This window comes from Nevskia sp. (assembly GCF_021732705.1).
GTDB lineage: Bacteria > Pseudomonadota > Gammaproteobacteria > Nevskiales > Nevskiaceae > Nevskia.
In genome coordinates this window covers 56,575-70,973 of the sequence record NZ_JAKFUM010000010.1, presented here as the reverse complement: position 1 = coordinate 70,973, position 14,399 = coordinate 56,575, and the positions used below count along the sequence as shown (strand labels likewise).

The following is a 14,399-nucleotide window of genomic DNA, read 5'->3' as shown; positions in this document are numbered from 1 at the left end:
ACCCGAAAAATGTCATCGGACACGATTAGTTGTGTCTTTGGTCTCGCAAACCACTACATGTAGCGATTTGGACCGATTCTCGCTGCAAAGCCGTCTTTGAGCCGACGAACGGTTTGCGTGACGGCAGCATCGGCTTGCGGGTGGTCATGGCGCCGGCGTCGCCGCCATCGCAATGAGGCCGGTGACACCGACGAAAAAGCCCCGGCAACCACACCGGGGCTTCTCGTTCCGCCCGTCCGCCGTCCGGCGGAAGGGGGCGGCCATCAACGCGGGAGCAGGCTTACTGGCAGGCCTCGCAGTCCGGATCGAGGATCGAGCAGACCTTCGGCGCCGTCGGCTCGCTGGCGGCTGCCATCGACGCCGGCTTCGGCGCGGCCTTGGCGGCCGGCGCGGCGGACTGGCTGGCCGGCGCGCTGCCGACCTGGTTCAGCTTGCCGTCCTGGATCGTCGTCTTCTCGGCGTGCGTGGCACCCAGGGTGCGCAGGTAGTACGTGGTCTTGAGGCCCGACAGCCACGCGTGACGGTACAGCTCGTCCAGCTTCTTGCCCGACGGGGCGGCCATGTACAGGTTCAGCGACTGCGCCTGATCGAGCCACTTCTGGCGACGCGAGCCGGCATCGACCAGCACCTTGGCATCGATCTCGAACGCGCACTTGTACAGCTGCTTGATCTCGGCCGGGATGCGGTCGATCTTCTGCACGCTGCCGTCGAAGTACTTGAGGTCGTGCACCATGACCTCGTCCCACAGATCGAGCTTCTTCAGGTCGTTCGCGAGATATTCGTTGACGACGGTGAAGTCGCCCGACAGGTTCGATTTGACGTACAGGTTCTGGTAGACCGGTTCGATCGACTGCGACACGCCGGTGATGTTGGCAATCGTCGCGGTCGGCGCGATCGCCATCGTGTTCGAGTTGCGGATGCCGGTGACGCGGATCTGGTTGCGCAGGCTGTGCCAGTCGAACTGGCCCGATTCCTTCGTGTCCTGCTTCAGGTACGGACCGCGGGCGTCGGCCAGCAGCTTGATCGAGTCCAGCGGCAGGATGCCCTGATCCCACAGCGAGCCCTTGAAGCTGGCGTAGGCACCGCGCTCCACCGCGAGATCGGCCGAGGCCTTGATCGCGTAGTAGCTGATCGCTTCCATCGAACGGTCGGCGAACTCGATCGCCTCGGCCGATTCGTACGGCAGGCGCAGCTTGAACAGCGCGTCGTTGAAGCCCATCACGCCCAAGCCCACCGGGCGGTGACGCAGGTTGGAATTCCGCGCCGTGGCCACCGAGTAGTAGTTGTACTCGATGACGTTGTCGAGCATGCGCATCGCGGTGGTGATGGTGCGCTCGAGCTTCGCGACATCCAGCTTGCCGTCAACGATGTGCGACGGCAGGTTCACCGAGCCCAGGTTGCAGACCGCGATTTCCTGGTTCGCCTTGGTGTTCAGCGTGATTTCCGTGCACAGGTTCGACGAGTGCACGACACCGACATGCTGCTGCGGCGAGCGCAGGTTGCACGGGTCCTTGAACGTGATCCACGGGTGGCCGGTCTCGAACAGCATCGAGAGCATCTTGCGCCACAGGTTCAGCGCCGGAATGCGCTTGAAGTTCTTGATCCGGCCCTGATCGGCCAGCTTCTCGTACTCGGTGTAGCGCGCTTCGAACGGCTTGCCGTACAGCTCGTGCAGGTCCGGCGTCTCTTCCGGGCTGAACAGGGTCCACTGGCCTTCTTCCATCACGCGCTTCAGGAATAGGTCCGGCACCCAGTTGGCCGTGTTCATGTCGTGCGTGCGGCGACGGTCGTCACCGGTGTTCTTGCGCAGGTCGAGGAATTCCTCGATGTCGCGGTGCCAGGTTTCGAGGTACGCGCAGACCGCGCCCTTGCGCTTGCCGCCCTGATTCACGGCGACCGCCGTGTCGTTCGCGACCTTCAGGAACGGCACCACACCATTGGACTTGCCGTTGGTGCCCTTGATCCAGCCGCCCATGCCGCGCACCGGCGTCCAGTCGTTGCCGAGGCCGCCGGCAAACTTCGACAGCATGGCGTTGTCGTGGATCGCGTTGAAGATGCCGTGCAGGTCGTCCGGCACCTGCGTGAGGTAGCACGACGACAGCTGCGGGCGCAGCGTGCCGGAGTTGAACAGGGTCGGCGTCGACGACATGAAATCGAACGACGACAGCAGCGTGTAGAACTCGATCGCGCGGGCTTCGCGGTCGATCTCGTTCATCGCCAGACCCATCGACACGCGCATGAAGAACGCCTGCGGCAGCTCGAAGCGGGTCTTGTTGCTGTGGATGAAGTAGCGGTCGTACAGTGTCTGCAGGCCGAGGTAGTCGAACTTCGCGTCGCGCTCCGGCAGCAGCGCGGCGCCGAGCTTGTCGAGATCGAACAGGCACAGCTTCGAGTCGACCAGTTCCAGCTCCGCCGCCTTGTGGATGAACTCGCGGAAATAGTCGGCGTAGACCGCCTTCATGTCCTCGAACGTCGGCCGCGATTCCGGCATGCCGAGGAAGGTCAGCGCCTCGTGGCGCATCGCGTCGCACAGCAGGCGGGCGGAGACGTAGGTGTAGTTCGGCTCCTTCTCGATGCGGGCGCGGGCGGCGAGGGTCAGCGCCTGGCTCAGCTCGGATTCGGAAATGCCTTCGTACAGGTCGCGCAGGGCCGAGGCCAGCACTTCGCCGGCATCGACACCGGTGAGGCCGGCGCAGGCTTCGTTGACCACGCGGGTGATGCGGGCCTCGTCGAGCGGCAGCAGGCGGCCATCGTCCATCTTGACGTTCAGCGTCGGTGCGGCGACCGGTGCGGTCTTCGCCGCGGCTTCGGCCGCGCGGGCGCGGGCGCGCTCGTCGCGGTAGATCACGTAGTCGCGGGCGACCTTGTGCTCGCCGGCGCGCATCAGCGCCAGTTCGACCTGATCCTGGATGTCCTCGATGTGCAGGGTGCCGCCGCCGGACAGGTGGCGGGTCAGCGCGCTGACGATCGACTGCGTCAGCTCGTTGACCTTGTCGCGGATACGGGCGCTGGCCGCGGCCTGGCCGCCTTCAACGGCGATGAAGGCCTTGGTCAGCGCGATGCCGATCTTGCTGGCGTCGAAGTTGGTCAGCTTGCCGTTGCGGCGGATGACCTTGATCGCGCCGGGTGCGGTGGCGGCCAGTTCAGCGGCGCTGGGGACATTCGACGGGGCTTCGGACGGCGCGGCGCGCGAGGTCGACGGCGTGACAGCTTGAGTTTGCATGGATCTGGATTCTCCCCAATGCGGCGGGCTTGCGGCCGGTGCGGGACCGGCATGCGACGGAAGGTGTCCAAGCCATCTGGGTGGCTTGGGGGATCAATATATAGGGGTTATCCATGCGGTCAACCCCAAGATGCGGTGGTTAAGTCTGTTGATGGCCGATTGAACGCACCGTGCACAAGCTGTGCATAAATGACCTAAGTGCGTCTGCCGAAACACGAAACCGGGCCCGTGCCGGTGGTCGTCGGCCCCGGTGCAAACCCGCTTTCACGACCCATCATCCGTTTGCATCCGACGAATGGTTTTGTCGAAAGATCGATCGCGCCGCGCAGCTCGCCGCTGGCCGCCGGAGCGAGCGCCACACGACGCGCTGCCGGCGCCGTGCGACCGGTTTCGACACCGCCCGCGCACGCCCCGTGGCCGCGGCTGGCGCGATCCTTGCGCCCGCTGCCTCGGGAAGCGCCCGCACGCGGACGGACGCGCCCGGCGGCGCCCGTACCCGGCGATTGCGCCATGATCCGGCCGGCACGTGCCGCGAACCTGGCCCGACCGGGGCCGTGACGCACCACCGCCATGAGAAAAGAGCGAAGCATCGGCTAGGCTTTGCAGCCGACAGTACCCGATCCCCCCGAGACCTGATGATGACCCTGCTGCCCGTTCTGCTTGCCGGAGGTTCCGGCACTCGCCTTTGGCCCTTGTCCCGAGAGCAGTACCCGAAGCAATTCCTCGCGCTGACCGACGATCGCACCCTGCTGCAGAACACCGCGCTGCGCGCCCGGCAGCTGCCGCAGGCCGCGGCACCGCTGGCGATCTGCGGCGAGCACCACCGTTTCATCGTCGCAGAGCAGTTGCGCGCCGCGGGCATTGCCGGCTCGACCATCCTGCTGGAGCCGGAAGGCCGCAACACGGCGCCGGCCGCGGCCTGCGCCGCGCACTGGGCCCACGAGACCTATGGCCCGGACACCATCCTGTTCGTGATGGCGGCCGACCACATCATTCCCGATACCGCCGCGTTCACCGCCGCCGCCGAGGTGGCCGTGAAGGCCGCGCAGGCCGGCCACATCGTCAGCTTCGGCATCAAGCCGACGCATCCGGAAACCGGTTTCGGCTACATCAAGGCCGGCGGTGCCACCGCGGTTGACGGTGCCAGCACCATCGCCGCGTTCGTCGAGAAGCCGGTGCTGGCCAAGGCGCAGGCCTTCCTCGAGGAGGGCGGCTACTTCTGGAATGGCGGCATGTTCCTGTTCCGGGCCGATGTCTTCCTCGCCGAACTGGCGCGGCTGGAGCCGGCGATGGACGCCGCCTGCCGCGCCGCACTGACCGATGCCAAGCGCGATGTCGACTTCGTGCGGCTGGACGCCACCGCGTTCCGCAGCGCGCGCAACGAATCGATCGACTACGCGGTGATGGAAACGACCGAGAAGGCGGCACTGGTGCCGCTCGACGCCGGCTGGGACGACGTCGGCTCGTGGACCTTCCTCGCGACCCTGCCGGCCGATGCCCGCGGCAATGTCGCGCGTGGCGACGTGCTGATCGAGGACAGCGACCGCTCGCTGGTGCAGGCGACGTCCCGGCTGGTCAGCCTGATCGGCGTGAAGGATCTGGTCGTGGTCGAGACCGGCGATGCCGTGCTGGTGTCGACCCGCGATCGCGTGCAGGACGTGAAGAAGGTCGTCGCCCGCCTGAAAGCCGCCGGCCGCAGCGAAGCGGCGAGCCACCCGCGCGTCTACCGGCCGTGGGGCTGGTACGAGACGATCTCGCTGGCCGACCGCTATCAGGTCAAGCGGATCATGGTGAAGCCGGGGGAGAAGCTCAGCCTGCAGATGCACCATCACCGCGCCGAGCACTGGGTCGTCGTCACCGGCACCGCCCGCGTCACCAATGGCGAGAAGGTTTTCCTGCTGGGCGAAGACCAGTCGACCTACATCCCGCTCGGCCACAGCCACCGCCTCGAAAACCCGGGCAAGGTGCCGCTGGAGCTGATCGAAGTGCAGTCCGGCAGCTACCTCGGCGAGGACGACATCGTCCGCTTCGAGGATGTCTACGGGCGCACGCCGGCCGGGATGCCGTAAGGCGCCGGTTCCGGCCCTTCGCCGCGCGAGGCACGCGCGCGGCGAAGGGCGCCGTGCTCGCTGCGCCGCCCGGACCCGGGCAGGCGCTGGCCGATCGCGTCAGATCGACCGCTGATTCACCCGCTTCGCCAGTTCCGCCGCCGACTCGCGGCGCTCGCTGTAGCGATCGACGAGATGCGGCGCGACGTCGCGGGTCAGCAAGGTGAACTTGACCAGTTCTTCCATCACGTCGACCACGCGCTCGTAGTAGCTCGACGGCTTCATGCGGTCGTGCGCGTCGAATTCGAGGAAGGCCTTGGCGACCGAGGACTGGTTCGGGATCGTGATCATCCGCATCCAGCGGCCGAGGATGCGCATCTGGTTCACGGCGTTGAACGATTGCGAGCCGCCGCTGACTTCCATCACCGCCAGCGTCTTGCCCTGCGTCGGGCGCACCGCACCGAGATTCAGCGGCAGCCAGTCGATCTGCGCCTTCAGGATGCCGGTCATCGCGCCGTGGCGTTCCGGCGAGGTCCAGACCATGCCTTCCGACCACGCGGCGAGTTCGCGCAGTTCCTGCACTTTCGGGTGGGTGTCCGGCGCGCCGTCCGGCAGCGGCAGGCCGGTCGGGTCGAAGATCCGGGTTTCGCAGCCCATCGCCTGCAGCAGGCGCGCGGCCTCGAACGTCAGCAGCCGGCTGAACGAGCGCGTGCGCAGCGAGCCGTACAGCAGCAGGATGCGCGGCGGGTGCGTGGCGCGCGTCGCCGGCGTCAGCGCTTCCAGGGTCGGGCGGCGGAACTCGGCGAGGTCGAGATTCGGCAGGCCGTCGTTCAGTTCAGGTTGAAGGCTTGACACGCCGGCCCTCCGCGTCAATCACCGCCTCGCCGTCTTCCTTGGTGAAGGCGCCGCGCTGCGCTTCCGTCAGCAGGTCCAGCACCTTCTCCGATGGCCGGCACAGCGCGACGCCGAGCGGCGTGACCACCAGCGGCCGGTTGATCAGGATCGGGTGGGCGAGCATCGCGTCGATCAGCTGATCGTCGGTCAGCGCCGGATTGCCGAGGCCGAGATCGTCGAACGGCGTGCCCTTGTCGCGGATCAGCGCGCGGACCGGCTGGCCGGTGCGTGCGATCAGGTCGACCAGCGTGGCGCGGTCCGGCGGGGTTTTCAGGTATTCGATGACGGTGGGTTCGACGCCGGCGTTGCGGATCATCGCCAGCGTGTTGCGCGACGTGCCGCAGGCCGGGTTGTGATAGATCGTGATGCTCATGGGCTTGATCCTTTGAGAGTGCAGGGAAGGCGCCAGGCCGCGCCGTCCGCCGGCCACAGCCAGCGGCCCGCCACGGCGCCGGCGGCGGCACCGAGCAGTTGCGCGGCGATGAAGCCGGTGACGTCGGCAGGCGCGATGCCGGCGAAGGTGTCGGTCAGCGAGCGGGCGATGGTCACCGTCGGGTTCGCGAAGCTGGTGGACGAGGTGAACCAGTACGCGGCGGTGATGTAGGCCGCGACCAGCAGCGGCGTCCAGGCCGGGCGCGTCGCCAGCGAGCCGAGAATCGTCACGATCAGTCCGAATGTCGCGATGAATTCGCCGAGCCACTGCGCGCCCCCGGTGCGGGCGTGCTGGCTGGCCTCGATCAGCGGCAGCCCGAACATGCCGTGCGCCGCGACCACGCCGAGCGCCGCGCCCGACAGTTGCGCCGGCAGGTAGGCCGCCAGTTGCGACCACGGCAGCTCGCCGCGCACACAGAACACGGCAGTCACCGCCGGATTGAAGTGGGCGCCGGACAGCGGCGCGAAGATCACGATCAGCACGACGAGGCCGCAGCCGGTGGCGATTGCGTTCGCCAGCAGCGCCACCGCCGTGTTCCCGGCGGCGAGTTGCTCGCCCATGACGCCGGAGCCGACGACGACGGCCAGCAGCAGCGCGCTGCCGAGCGCTTCGGCCGCGATTGCGCGCGGCAGGGCAGGGCGTGCGCTCATGCTTGGGCCTCGACCGGCGGCGGGCAACAGGCCGTCGGCAGCGCGGCCGTGCCCGGGCAGTCCGGGTGCGCGGCAGCGTCGGGGCCGCGGCAGCAGTTTTCGGTCAGGAACCCGAGCAGGGCATTCATCTGGTCGAAGTTGGCCGAATACAGCACGTAGCGTCCGTCCTGCCGCGCCGTGATCAGGCCGGCACGATCGAGTTCCTTCAGATGGAACGACAGTGTCGCCGGCGGGACCGCGAGCAGGTCGGCAATGCGGCCGGCCGCGAGTCCGCCCGGCCCGGCCTGCACCAGCGCCCGATACGCCGCGAGCCGCGTGTCCTGGGCCAGCGCAGCGAGCGCGCCGACAGCGGTTTTGATTTCCATAGTTCGACAATAATGGAAATATCGAAATCGGCGCAAGCCACGAGCGGACGTCTTGCTCGCCTGCGAGCGACACGCAGCGCCCGGCCGGCCGCGCCGCGCAAGCCGCTACAGTGTCGCCATGCCCGATCCGCTGTTGCCGCTGCCCCCGCAGGCATTCCATTTCGTGCTCGGACACGAGACGCGGGCGCTGATCCGGCCGGTGCGGGCCAGCGATGTGCCGTACTTCGTCCGCGGCTACTCGACCTTGTCGGCCGAATCGCGCCATCTGCGTTTCTTTTCGCAGGCGGCGGAGCTGTCGGCGAAGCAACTGGCGTTCTTCACGCAGCTGGATCACGTGAAGCACGAGGCCTGGGGCGCGCTCGACCTGCGCGAGAAGGAGCCGGTCGGCATCGGCGTGGCCCGCTACATCGGCCTGATGGAGCGCCCGGGCGTTGCCGAAGTGGCGCTGACCATCGTCGATCGCTACCAGAACATCCGCGCCGGCACCCTGCTGCATGCCTGCCTGCACCTGACCGCGTCGCGTCACGGCTACCGCACGTTCGTCTACGACGTGCTGCTCGACAACCAGAAGTTCCTGCGCTACCTGAAGGCGCTCGGTGGGCGCGTGGTCGGCTCGGAATCGAACGTCGCGACCCTCGAGATGCCGGTCTATGCCCGCGGGCGCGACGTGCCGGTGGAGAACGGCACGGCGCTGCGCTTCGCACAATTGATGAACGATGTGATGATCGCGCCGCCGGTTGCCGTCTGAACGCTCGCGACCGGCCGCAGCACCTCGACCTCTTCGTTTCCCGCACCGAATGACGACCCTGAATCCCGGCTGGCGCGCGCGCCTGCCGCTGTCCCTGCAGCCGTACACCGAATCGGCCCCGCTGGCGGCGCTGCTGCTCGGCATCTCGTCCGGCTTTCCGTACGCGATGATCGGCGCGACGCTGACCACGCGGCTGGCGCAGGACGGCATCAACAAGCGCACGGTCACCGCGTTCTCGCTGGCCTTCCTCGTCTACAACCTGAAGTTCCTCTGGGCGCCGCTGATCGATCGGGCGCGGCTGCCGCTGCTCGGGCACCTCGGCCAACGCGTGTCGTGGCTGTGGCTCGCCGGTGCGCTGGTCGCGCTCAGCGTGATTCATCTGGGTCTGGTGACGCCGGAAGACGGCCTGCCGCGAATGGCGCTGGCGGCGATCCTCGTCGGCGTGGCGGGTGCGACGTTCGACATCGTCATCGACGCCTACCGCATCGAGTTGCTTGCGCCGTCGCAGCTCGGCGTCGGCTCCGGCATGTCGCAGTACGGCTGGCGCATCGGCTCGGTGGTCGCCGCGACCCTGGCACTGCTGGTCGCGGATCGCGCCGGCTGGGGATTGGGTTACGGACTGTGCGCACTGCTGGTGCTGCCGGCGCTGTCGGTGACGCTGTTTCTCGGCGAGCCGGTGCGGCGGCGGCAGGCCCTCGTCGGCAAGGGGATTTCGCAGTTCAGCGATGCCGTGATCGGCCCGCTGGTCGATTTCTTCCGGCGCCGCGGGGCGTGGCTAGTGCTGCTGTTCGTGCTGCTGCACAAGATCGGCGACACGCTGGCCAACCTGACCCTGCGCCTGCTGCTGAACGATCTGAAGTTCAGCAATGACGAGATCGCGACCTACGACGTCGGCGTCGGCTTCATCGCGTTTCTGGTCGGCATCTTCATCGGCGGCGTCATCTACGCGCGGCTCGGCATGAAGCGCTCGGTGCTGATCGCGCTGGTGCTGATGGCGGTGTCGAACCTGAGCTTCGCGCTGCTGGCCTCGGTCGGCCACAGCCCGCAACTGCTGGCGTTCACCATCGGCTTCGAGAACACCGCGAGCGGCATCGGCGGCGTGGTGATCGTCGCCTACCTGTCGGCGCTGTGTTCGCTGAACTTCACGGCCACGCAGTTCGCGCTGCTGTCGGCGGCAACCTCGGTGGTCGGCCGGGTGCTGACCGGCTCCACCGCCGGGGCCCTGATCGAGGCCCTCGGCTACGTGCAGTTCTATGTGCTGACGACGATCGTGGCGCTGCCCGGCGTGCTGCTGTTCGCGTGGATGTGGCGGGCCGGGCTGATCGATGGCTCGATTCCGGCGCGCGAGGCCGATCAGGCCGACGGTCAGTCGGCGTAGTCGATCACCACCGGTGCATGGTCGGAGAACTTCTGGCCCTTGTAGACCTCGGCGGCGGTGATCTTCGCCGCCAGTGACGGCGTGACGATCTGGTAGTCGATGCGCCAGCCGACGTTGTTGGCGTAGGCGTTGCCGCGGTTGGACCACCAGCTGTAAGCCTCGCCTTCCATCGTCGGATGCAGGCTGCGGAAGCCGTCGACCCAGCCGAGGCCGGCGGGTTCGGCGCCGAACACGGTGTCGAGCCAGGCCCGCTCGTGCGGCAGGAAGCCGGAGTTCTTCTGGTTCGAGCGCCAGTTCTTGATGTCGATGTTGCGATGGGCGATGTTCCAGTCGCCGCAGATCACATAGTCGCGGCCGGACGCCTTCCATTCGCGCAAGCGCGGCAGGAAGAACGCGAGAAAGCGATCCTTCGATGCCTGCCGCTCCGGGCCGGACGAGCCGCTCGGCAGATACAGCGACACCACCGACAGATTGCCGCGCCGCAGTTCGAGGTAGCGACCCTCGTCATCGAATTCGGCGGCGCCCAGCGTGTCGAGCACGGCGTCGGGCGCGTGCCTGGCGTAGACCGCGACCCCGGCGTAGCCCTTTTTCACCGCGCTGCGGAAGTGCGCGGAATAGCCGGCCGGCGCGAACAGCGCGTCGGTCAGGTCTTCCGGCTGCGCCTTGGTTTCCTGAATGCAGACATAGTCGGCATCGGCGGTGGCCAGCCAGTCGAAAAAGCCTTTCTTGGCCGCGGAACGAAGGCCGTTGGTGTTGGCGGAGATGACGCGCATCGAGCGGAATCCGGAGGCGGGCCCCGGCACGGCGCCGGCGGCGGAAGGCGCAAATGCTACCGCGTGGCGACGTCCGCCCGTCCGTTCCCGTTCAGGTGGCTTTCAGGCCCCATATGCGAAACTTCGCGATGTCCTGATCTTCCGCCCGACCTCGAATCTCCCGCGCATGCAGCCGTACCAGACCACGTTTCTCGATCTCGCCCTGAAGGCCGAAGTGCTGAAGTTCGGCAGCTTCACGCTGAAATCCGGCCGGATCAGCCCGTATTTCTTCAATCTCGGCAAGATTTCGTCCGGTGCCTCGCTGCGCGCGCTCGGCCGCGCCTACGCCGAAGCGCTGATGGCCCACGGCATCGAATTCGACCTGCTGTTCGGTCCGGCCTACAAGGGCATTCCGCTGGCGGCAGCCGTCAGCATCGCCCATGCCGAACTGACCGGGCGTGATGTACCGTTTGCCTACAACCGCAAGGAAGCGAAGGATCATGGAGAGGGTGGCGTGCTGGTTGGAGCCCCGGTCGCCGGGCAGCGGGTCGTGGTGGTCGACGACGTGCTGACCGCCGGCACCGCGCTGCGCGAATCGCACCAGCTGCTGGTCGCGTCCGGTGCCGTGCCGGTGCTCGCGATCACCGCGCTCGATCGTCAGGAAGTTGGCGCCAACGGCCGCTCGGCGGTCGCTGAACTTGTTGAAAAGACAGGGCTTCCGGTGATCTCGCTGGTCACGGTCCAGGACTTGCTCCGCTACCTGCATGACAAGGGCGGACTGGCGGACGTGGTGTCGGCGATCGCCGACTACCAGCAGCGTTATGGCGTGGCATAGACGCTGCCGCCTAGCGTTCGGCCGCGCCCTGGCGCTGCTGGCGCTGAGCCTGGCCGCCGCACCGTCGCCGGTGCTCGCGCAGGCGGCGACGGGCAACGCCAAGAAGCTGCAATGCTGGACCGATGATCCCGGTCAGCGCGCCTGTGGCGATGCCGTGCCGCCCGGCGAAGCGCGCCGCCAGCGCGCGATCATCGACCAGCGCGGCGTGGTGAAGAAGGTGCTGCCGGCGCAGAAATCCGCCGCCGAGATCGAAGCGCAGTTGAAAGCCCAGCACGCGCGCGAGCAGGCGGAGGCCTACGACCGCTACCTGCTGCAGGCCTACCAGAGCGTCGACGAGATCGGCCGCGCGCGCGACGAGCGCATCGCCGCCATCGACGCCCGCCTGCGCATCGCCGAGAAATCGCTGGCCGATGCCAGCGCGACCCTGAACGAACTGCGCCAGCGGGCCGCGACGGCAGCGCCGGCAGCGCCGGCCGCCACGAAACCCGCGGCCGACGAGATCGATCCGAAGCTCGCCGACAAGATCGCGACCTTCACCGCCAGCCGCGCCAGCCAGGCCGAGGCGGTGACCCGGCTCCGCCACGAGCGCGAGCGCATCCAGAGCGATTTCGCGCGCGACATCAACCGCTACCGCGAACTGCGCGCGCCGGCGCCCGCAGCAGCGGCGTCGACACCACCGGCTGCGCCGGCACCGTCCCCGGCGCCCTGACGCCAGCGCAATCGCCGGCACTGATACGCCCCCGACGGCGACGACCCATCGGCATCGTGTTACGGGTGACCGACACGGCGCGCGACCGCGGCCCCATCGCCGCCCCGCTGCCTCCCGCTTCCGCCTTGATGCTGCCTGACGGCCTCGCCACGCTTGATCGTCGGGCTGCCACTCGCGGCGGCGGCCGGTCGCGGCCGGCACCCGGTCGAAGGGCGGGTTTCCAGCCCGACGACGAATCGCCGACAATAGGGCCCAATTGATGGTTTTCCCTTCCGGCCATGTCGTTCCAGCTTTATCTAGCCTCGCGATCCCCGCGCCGCGCCGAGTTCCTGTCGGCGCTCGGCCTGCGGTACGCGCTGGTCGACGGTGACGTCGTCGAACAACCCCGCCCCGGCCAGTCGCCGGCCGATTACGCGCAGGAAACGGCGATCGCCAAGGCCCGCGCCGGCGCCGCCCATGCCGAGCGGCCGCTGCCGGTGCTCGGCGCCGACACCGACGTCGCGATCGATGGCGGCATCCTCGGCAAGCCGCGCGATGCCGACGATGCCGTGGCGATGCTGATGCGGCTGTCGAACCGCGCGCACGACGTGGTCAGCGCCGTGGCCGTGATCGACGGTGCGCGTCTGGACACGGTGGTGGTGACGACGCAGGTCGAGTTCGGCGTCATCGACCGGGCCGATGCCGAGGCCTATGCCGCCACCGGCCATCCGCTCGACAAGGCCGGCGCGTACGGCATCCAAGGCTATCCGGCGCGCTGGGTGCGGCGCATCGACGGCAGCTACACCAACATCGTCGGCCTGCCGTTGTACGAGACGGCGCAATTGCTGGCGCGATTCGGCATCCACGGCACGCCGATCGACCATGGCCGCGTGACCGCATGAGCACCGAAATCCTCGTCAACATCGGGACGCAGGAAACCCGCGTCGCGCTCGTCGAAGGCGGTGCCACGCAGGAAATCTACGTGCAGCGCGCGGCGCGTCACGGGCTGGTCGGCAACATCTACAAGGGCACGGTGGTGCGCGTGCTGCCGGGCATGCAGGCGGCGTTCGTCGATCTCGGGCTCGATCGCACGGCGTTCCTGCACGTCGCCGACATGATCGCCAGCGAAGGCAATGCCGGCGTGCCGCTGCCGCCGGTCGAAAAGCTGCTGCACGAAGGGCAGGAAGTGCTGGTGCAGATCCTGAAGGACCCGATGGGTTCCAAGGGCGCGCGGCTGACCACCCTGCTGTCGATCCCGTCGCGCTTCCTCGTGCTGATGCCGTTCGAGAAGCATGTCGGCGTGTCGGCCCGCATCGAGGACGAAGGCGAGCGCGCGCGGCTGAAGGCGATTCTCGAAGTGATCGTGCCCGAGCTGTCGCCGAACTGGGGCGTCATCGCGCGCACCGCGGCCGAAGGCGCGGACGAGCACGGGCTGCGCCAGGACCTGAATTTCCTGACCCGGCTGTGGGGCAGCGTCAACCAGCAGACGCAGTTCGCCAAGCCCGGTCATCTGGTGCATGGCGACCTGCCGCTGTCGATGCGCATCCTGCGCGACCTGCTCGGCACCACGGTCGAGCGCATCCGCATCGACAACGCCGAGGAAGCGCGACGCGTGCAGCAGTTCGCCAAGGTCTTCGTGCCGGCGGCGGCGTCGAAGATCGAGCCGTATCAGGGCCATGCCCCGATCTTCGACATGTACGGCGTCGAGGACGAACTGAACCGCGCGCTCGATCGCAAGGTCGATCTGAAGTCCGGTGGTCATCTGATCATCGACCAGACCGAAGCGATGACCACGATCGACGTCAACACCGGCGCCTTCACCGGCCACCGCAACCTTGAGGAGACCATCCTCAAGACCAATCTCGAGGCGGCGGCGTCGATCGCGCGCCAGCTGAGGCTTCGCAACCTCGGCGGCATCATCATCATCGACTTCATCGACATGAAGTCCGAAGAGCATCGCGCGCAGGTGCTGCGCACGCTGGAGAAGGACGTGGCGCGCGATTCCGCCCGCACCCACGTCTATCCGTTCTCGCCACTCGGTCTGGTCGAGATGACGCGCAAGCGCACGCGCGAAAGCCTCGGCCACATCCTGTGCGAGCCGTGCTCGGCCTGCGATGGCCGCGGCGTGGTCAAGACCGTCGAGACCATCTGCCACGAGATCGCGCGCGAAGTGCAGCGCGCCGCGCGCATGTACGACCCGAAGGCCTTCCTCGTGCTGGCGCATCCGAAAGTGATCGAGCGCCTGCAGGAAGAGCAGAGCGGCGGTCTGGCCGAGCTGGAAGCGCAGCTCAAGCGGCCGATCAAGCTGCAGGCGGAGACCCATTACTCGCAGGAGACGTTCGACGTGGTGCCGGTGTGACGGCAGCGTCCTGCCTGCTGTCGCAT

13 protein-coding genes are annotated in these 14,399 nt (G+C 67.8%); 7 read left to right on the top strand and 6 right to left on the bottom strand.

The window, feature by feature from the left end; genetic code table 11:
* Positions 1-280: 280 nt before the first annotated feature.
* Positions 281-3,223, bottom strand: a complete 2,943-nt coding sequence (locus tag QZ951_RS11685; RefSeq protein WP_293000785.1) for a ribonucleoside-diphosphate reductase subunit alpha — start codon at positions 3,221-3,223, stop codon at positions 281-283.
* A gap of 635 nt (positions 3,224-3,858) precedes the next feature.
* Between QZ951_RS11685 and QZ951_RS11680 the strand changes: the two genes are divergently transcribed.
* Positions 3,859-5,292, top strand: a complete 1,434-nt coding sequence (locus QZ951_RS11680; protein WP_366943885.1) for a mannose-1-phosphate guanylyltransferase/mannose-6-phosphate isomerase — start codon at positions 3,859-3,861, stop codon at positions 5,290-5,292.
* A gap of 99 nt (positions 5,293-5,391) precedes the next feature.
* On the opposite strand, the gene arsH is transcribed toward QZ951_RS11680, so the two are convergent.
* Genes arsH through QZ951_RS11660 form a run of 4 tightly spaced genes read right to left on the bottom strand, consistent with a single transcriptional unit; the run spans position 5,392 to position 7,613 of the window.
* Positions 5,392-6,126, bottom strand: coding sequence for an arsenical resistance protein ArsH (gene arsH, locus QZ951_RS11675; RefSeq protein ID WP_293000782.1), 735 nt, complete (start codon positions 6,124-6,126; stop codon positions 5,392-5,394).
* Positions 6,107-6,538, bottom strand: coding sequence for an arsenate reductase (glutaredoxin) (arsC, locus tag QZ951_RS11670; protein ID WP_293000780.1), 432 nt, complete (start codon positions 6,536-6,538; stop codon positions 6,107-6,109). Before arsC ends, arsH begins: the two co-directional genes overlap by 20 nt.
* Positions 6,535-7,248 carry an MIP/aquaporin family protein gene (locus tag QZ951_RS11665; RefSeq protein ID WP_293000778.1) on the bottom strand — a complete coding sequence of 238 codons (714 nt, stop codon included), beginning with the start codon at positions 7,246-7,248 and terminating at the stop codon, positions 6,535-6,537. The genes arsC and QZ951_RS11665 overlap by 4 nt, the downstream gene beginning before the upstream one ends.
* Positions 7,245-7,613 (bottom strand): metalloregulator ArsR/SmtB family transcription factor, encoded by a 369-nt coding sequence (locus QZ951_RS11660; protein ID WP_293000776.1) that lies wholly within the window; start codon positions 7,611-7,613, stop codon positions 7,245-7,247. Before QZ951_RS11660 ends, QZ951_RS11665 begins: the two co-directional genes overlap by 4 nt.
* Before the next feature lie 118 nt (positions 7,614-7,731).
* On the opposite strand from QZ951_RS11660, the gene QZ951_RS11655 reads away from it, so the two are divergent.
* Together QZ951_RS11655 and QZ951_RS11650 are read left to right on the top strand one after the other, a co-directional pair.
* A complete protein-coding gene (locus QZ951_RS11655) occupies positions 7,732-8,361 on the top strand; it encodes an N-acetyltransferase (protein WP_293000774.1) in 630 nt (209 codons plus the stop codon).
* Between the two features lie 49 nt (positions 8,362-8,410).
* On the top strand, positions 8,411-9,739 hold the full coding sequence (locus QZ951_RS11650; protein ID WP_293000772.1) for an MFS transporter: 1,329 nt from the start codon (positions 8,411-8,413) through the stop codon (positions 9,737-9,739).
* Here the strand turns inward: QZ951_RS11650 and QZ951_RS11645 are convergent.
* Complete coding sequence (locus QZ951_RS11645; RefSeq protein ID WP_293000770.1) at positions 9,727-10,512, bottom strand: exodeoxyribonuclease III; 786 nt, start codon at positions 10,510-10,512, stop codon at positions 9,727-9,729. The two genes, QZ951_RS11650 and QZ951_RS11645, sit on opposite strands and share 13 nt — an antisense overlap.
* A 166-nt stretch (positions 10,513-10,678) precedes the next feature.
* Between QZ951_RS11645 and pyrE the strand changes: the two genes are divergently transcribed.
* The 4 genes from pyrE (at position 10,679) to rng (ending at position 14,373) form a co-directional block, all read left to right on the top strand.
* Positions 10,679-11,326 carry an orotate phosphoribosyltransferase gene (pyrE, locus tag QZ951_RS11640; RefSeq protein WP_293000768.1) on the top strand — a complete coding sequence of 216 codons (648 nt, stop codon included), beginning with the start codon at positions 10,679-10,681 and terminating at the stop codon, positions 11,324-11,326.
* Entirely contained in the window at positions 11,313-12,035 is a 723-nt protein-coding gene (locus QZ951_RS11635; RefSeq protein WP_293000766.1) for a hypothetical protein, read from the top strand. Before pyrE ends, QZ951_RS11635 begins: the two co-directional genes overlap by 14 nt.
* A gap of 278 nt (positions 12,036-12,313) precedes the next feature.
* Positions 12,314-12,916: a nucleoside triphosphate pyrophosphatase gene (locus QZ951_RS11630; protein WP_293000765.1), complete on the top strand. Its 603-nt coding sequence runs from the start codon at positions 12,314-12,316 to the stop codon at positions 12,914-12,916.
* Positions 12,913-14,373, top strand: coding sequence for a ribonuclease G (gene rng / locus QZ951_RS11625; RefSeq protein WP_293000764.1), 1,461 nt, complete (start codon positions 12,913-12,915; stop codon positions 14,371-14,373). Before QZ951_RS11630 ends, rng begins: the two co-directional genes overlap by 4 nt.
* Positions 14,374-14,399 lie beyond the last annotated feature (26 nt).

Coding starts and splice junctions, on each gene's coding strand:
- QZ951_RS11685 (WP_293000785.1), bottom strand. CDS start 3,223: ATGCAAACTCAAGCTGTCACGCCGTCGACCTCGCGCGCCGCGCCGTCC.
- QZ951_RS11680 (WP_366943885.1), top strand. CDS start 3,859: ATGATGACCCTGCTGCCCGTTCTGCTTGCCGGAGGTTCCGGCACTCGC.
- arsC (WP_293000780.1), bottom strand. CDS start 6,538: ATGAGCATCACGATCTATCACAACCCGGCCTGCGGCACGTCGCGCAAC.
- QZ951_RS11665 (WP_293000778.1), bottom strand. CDS start 7,248: ATGAGCGCACGCCCTGCCCTGCCGCGCGCAATCGCGGCCGAAGCGCTC.
- QZ951_RS11660 (WP_293000776.1), bottom strand. CDS start 7,613: ATGGAAATCAAAACCGCTGTCGGCGCGCTCGCTGCGCTGGCCCAGGAC.
- QZ951_RS11655 (WP_293000774.1), top strand. CDS start 7,732: ATGCCCGATCCGCTGTTGCCGCTGCCCCCGCAGGCATTCCATTTCGTG.
- QZ951_RS11650 (WP_293000772.1), top strand. CDS start 8,411: ATGACGACCCTGAATCCCGGCTGGCGCGCGCGCCTGCCGCTGTCCCTG.
- QZ951_RS11645 (WP_293000770.1), bottom strand. CDS start 10,512: ATGCGCGTCATCTCCGCCAACACCAACGGCCTTCGTTCCGCGGCCAAG.
- pyrE (WP_293000768.1), top strand. CDS start 10,679: ATGCAGCCGTACCAGACCACGTTTCTCGATCTCGCCCTGAAGGCCGAA.
- QZ951_RS11635 (WP_293000766.1), top strand. CDS start 11,313: ATGGCGTGGCATAGACGCTGCCGCCTAGCGTTCGGCCGCGCCCTGGCG.
- QZ951_RS11630 (WP_293000765.1), top strand. CDS start 12,314: ATGTCGTTCCAGCTTTATCTAGCCTCGCGATCCCCGCGCCGCGCCGAG.
- rng (WP_293000764.1), top strand. CDS start 12,913: ATGAGCACCGAAATCCTCGTCAACATCGGGACGCAGGAAACCCGCGTC.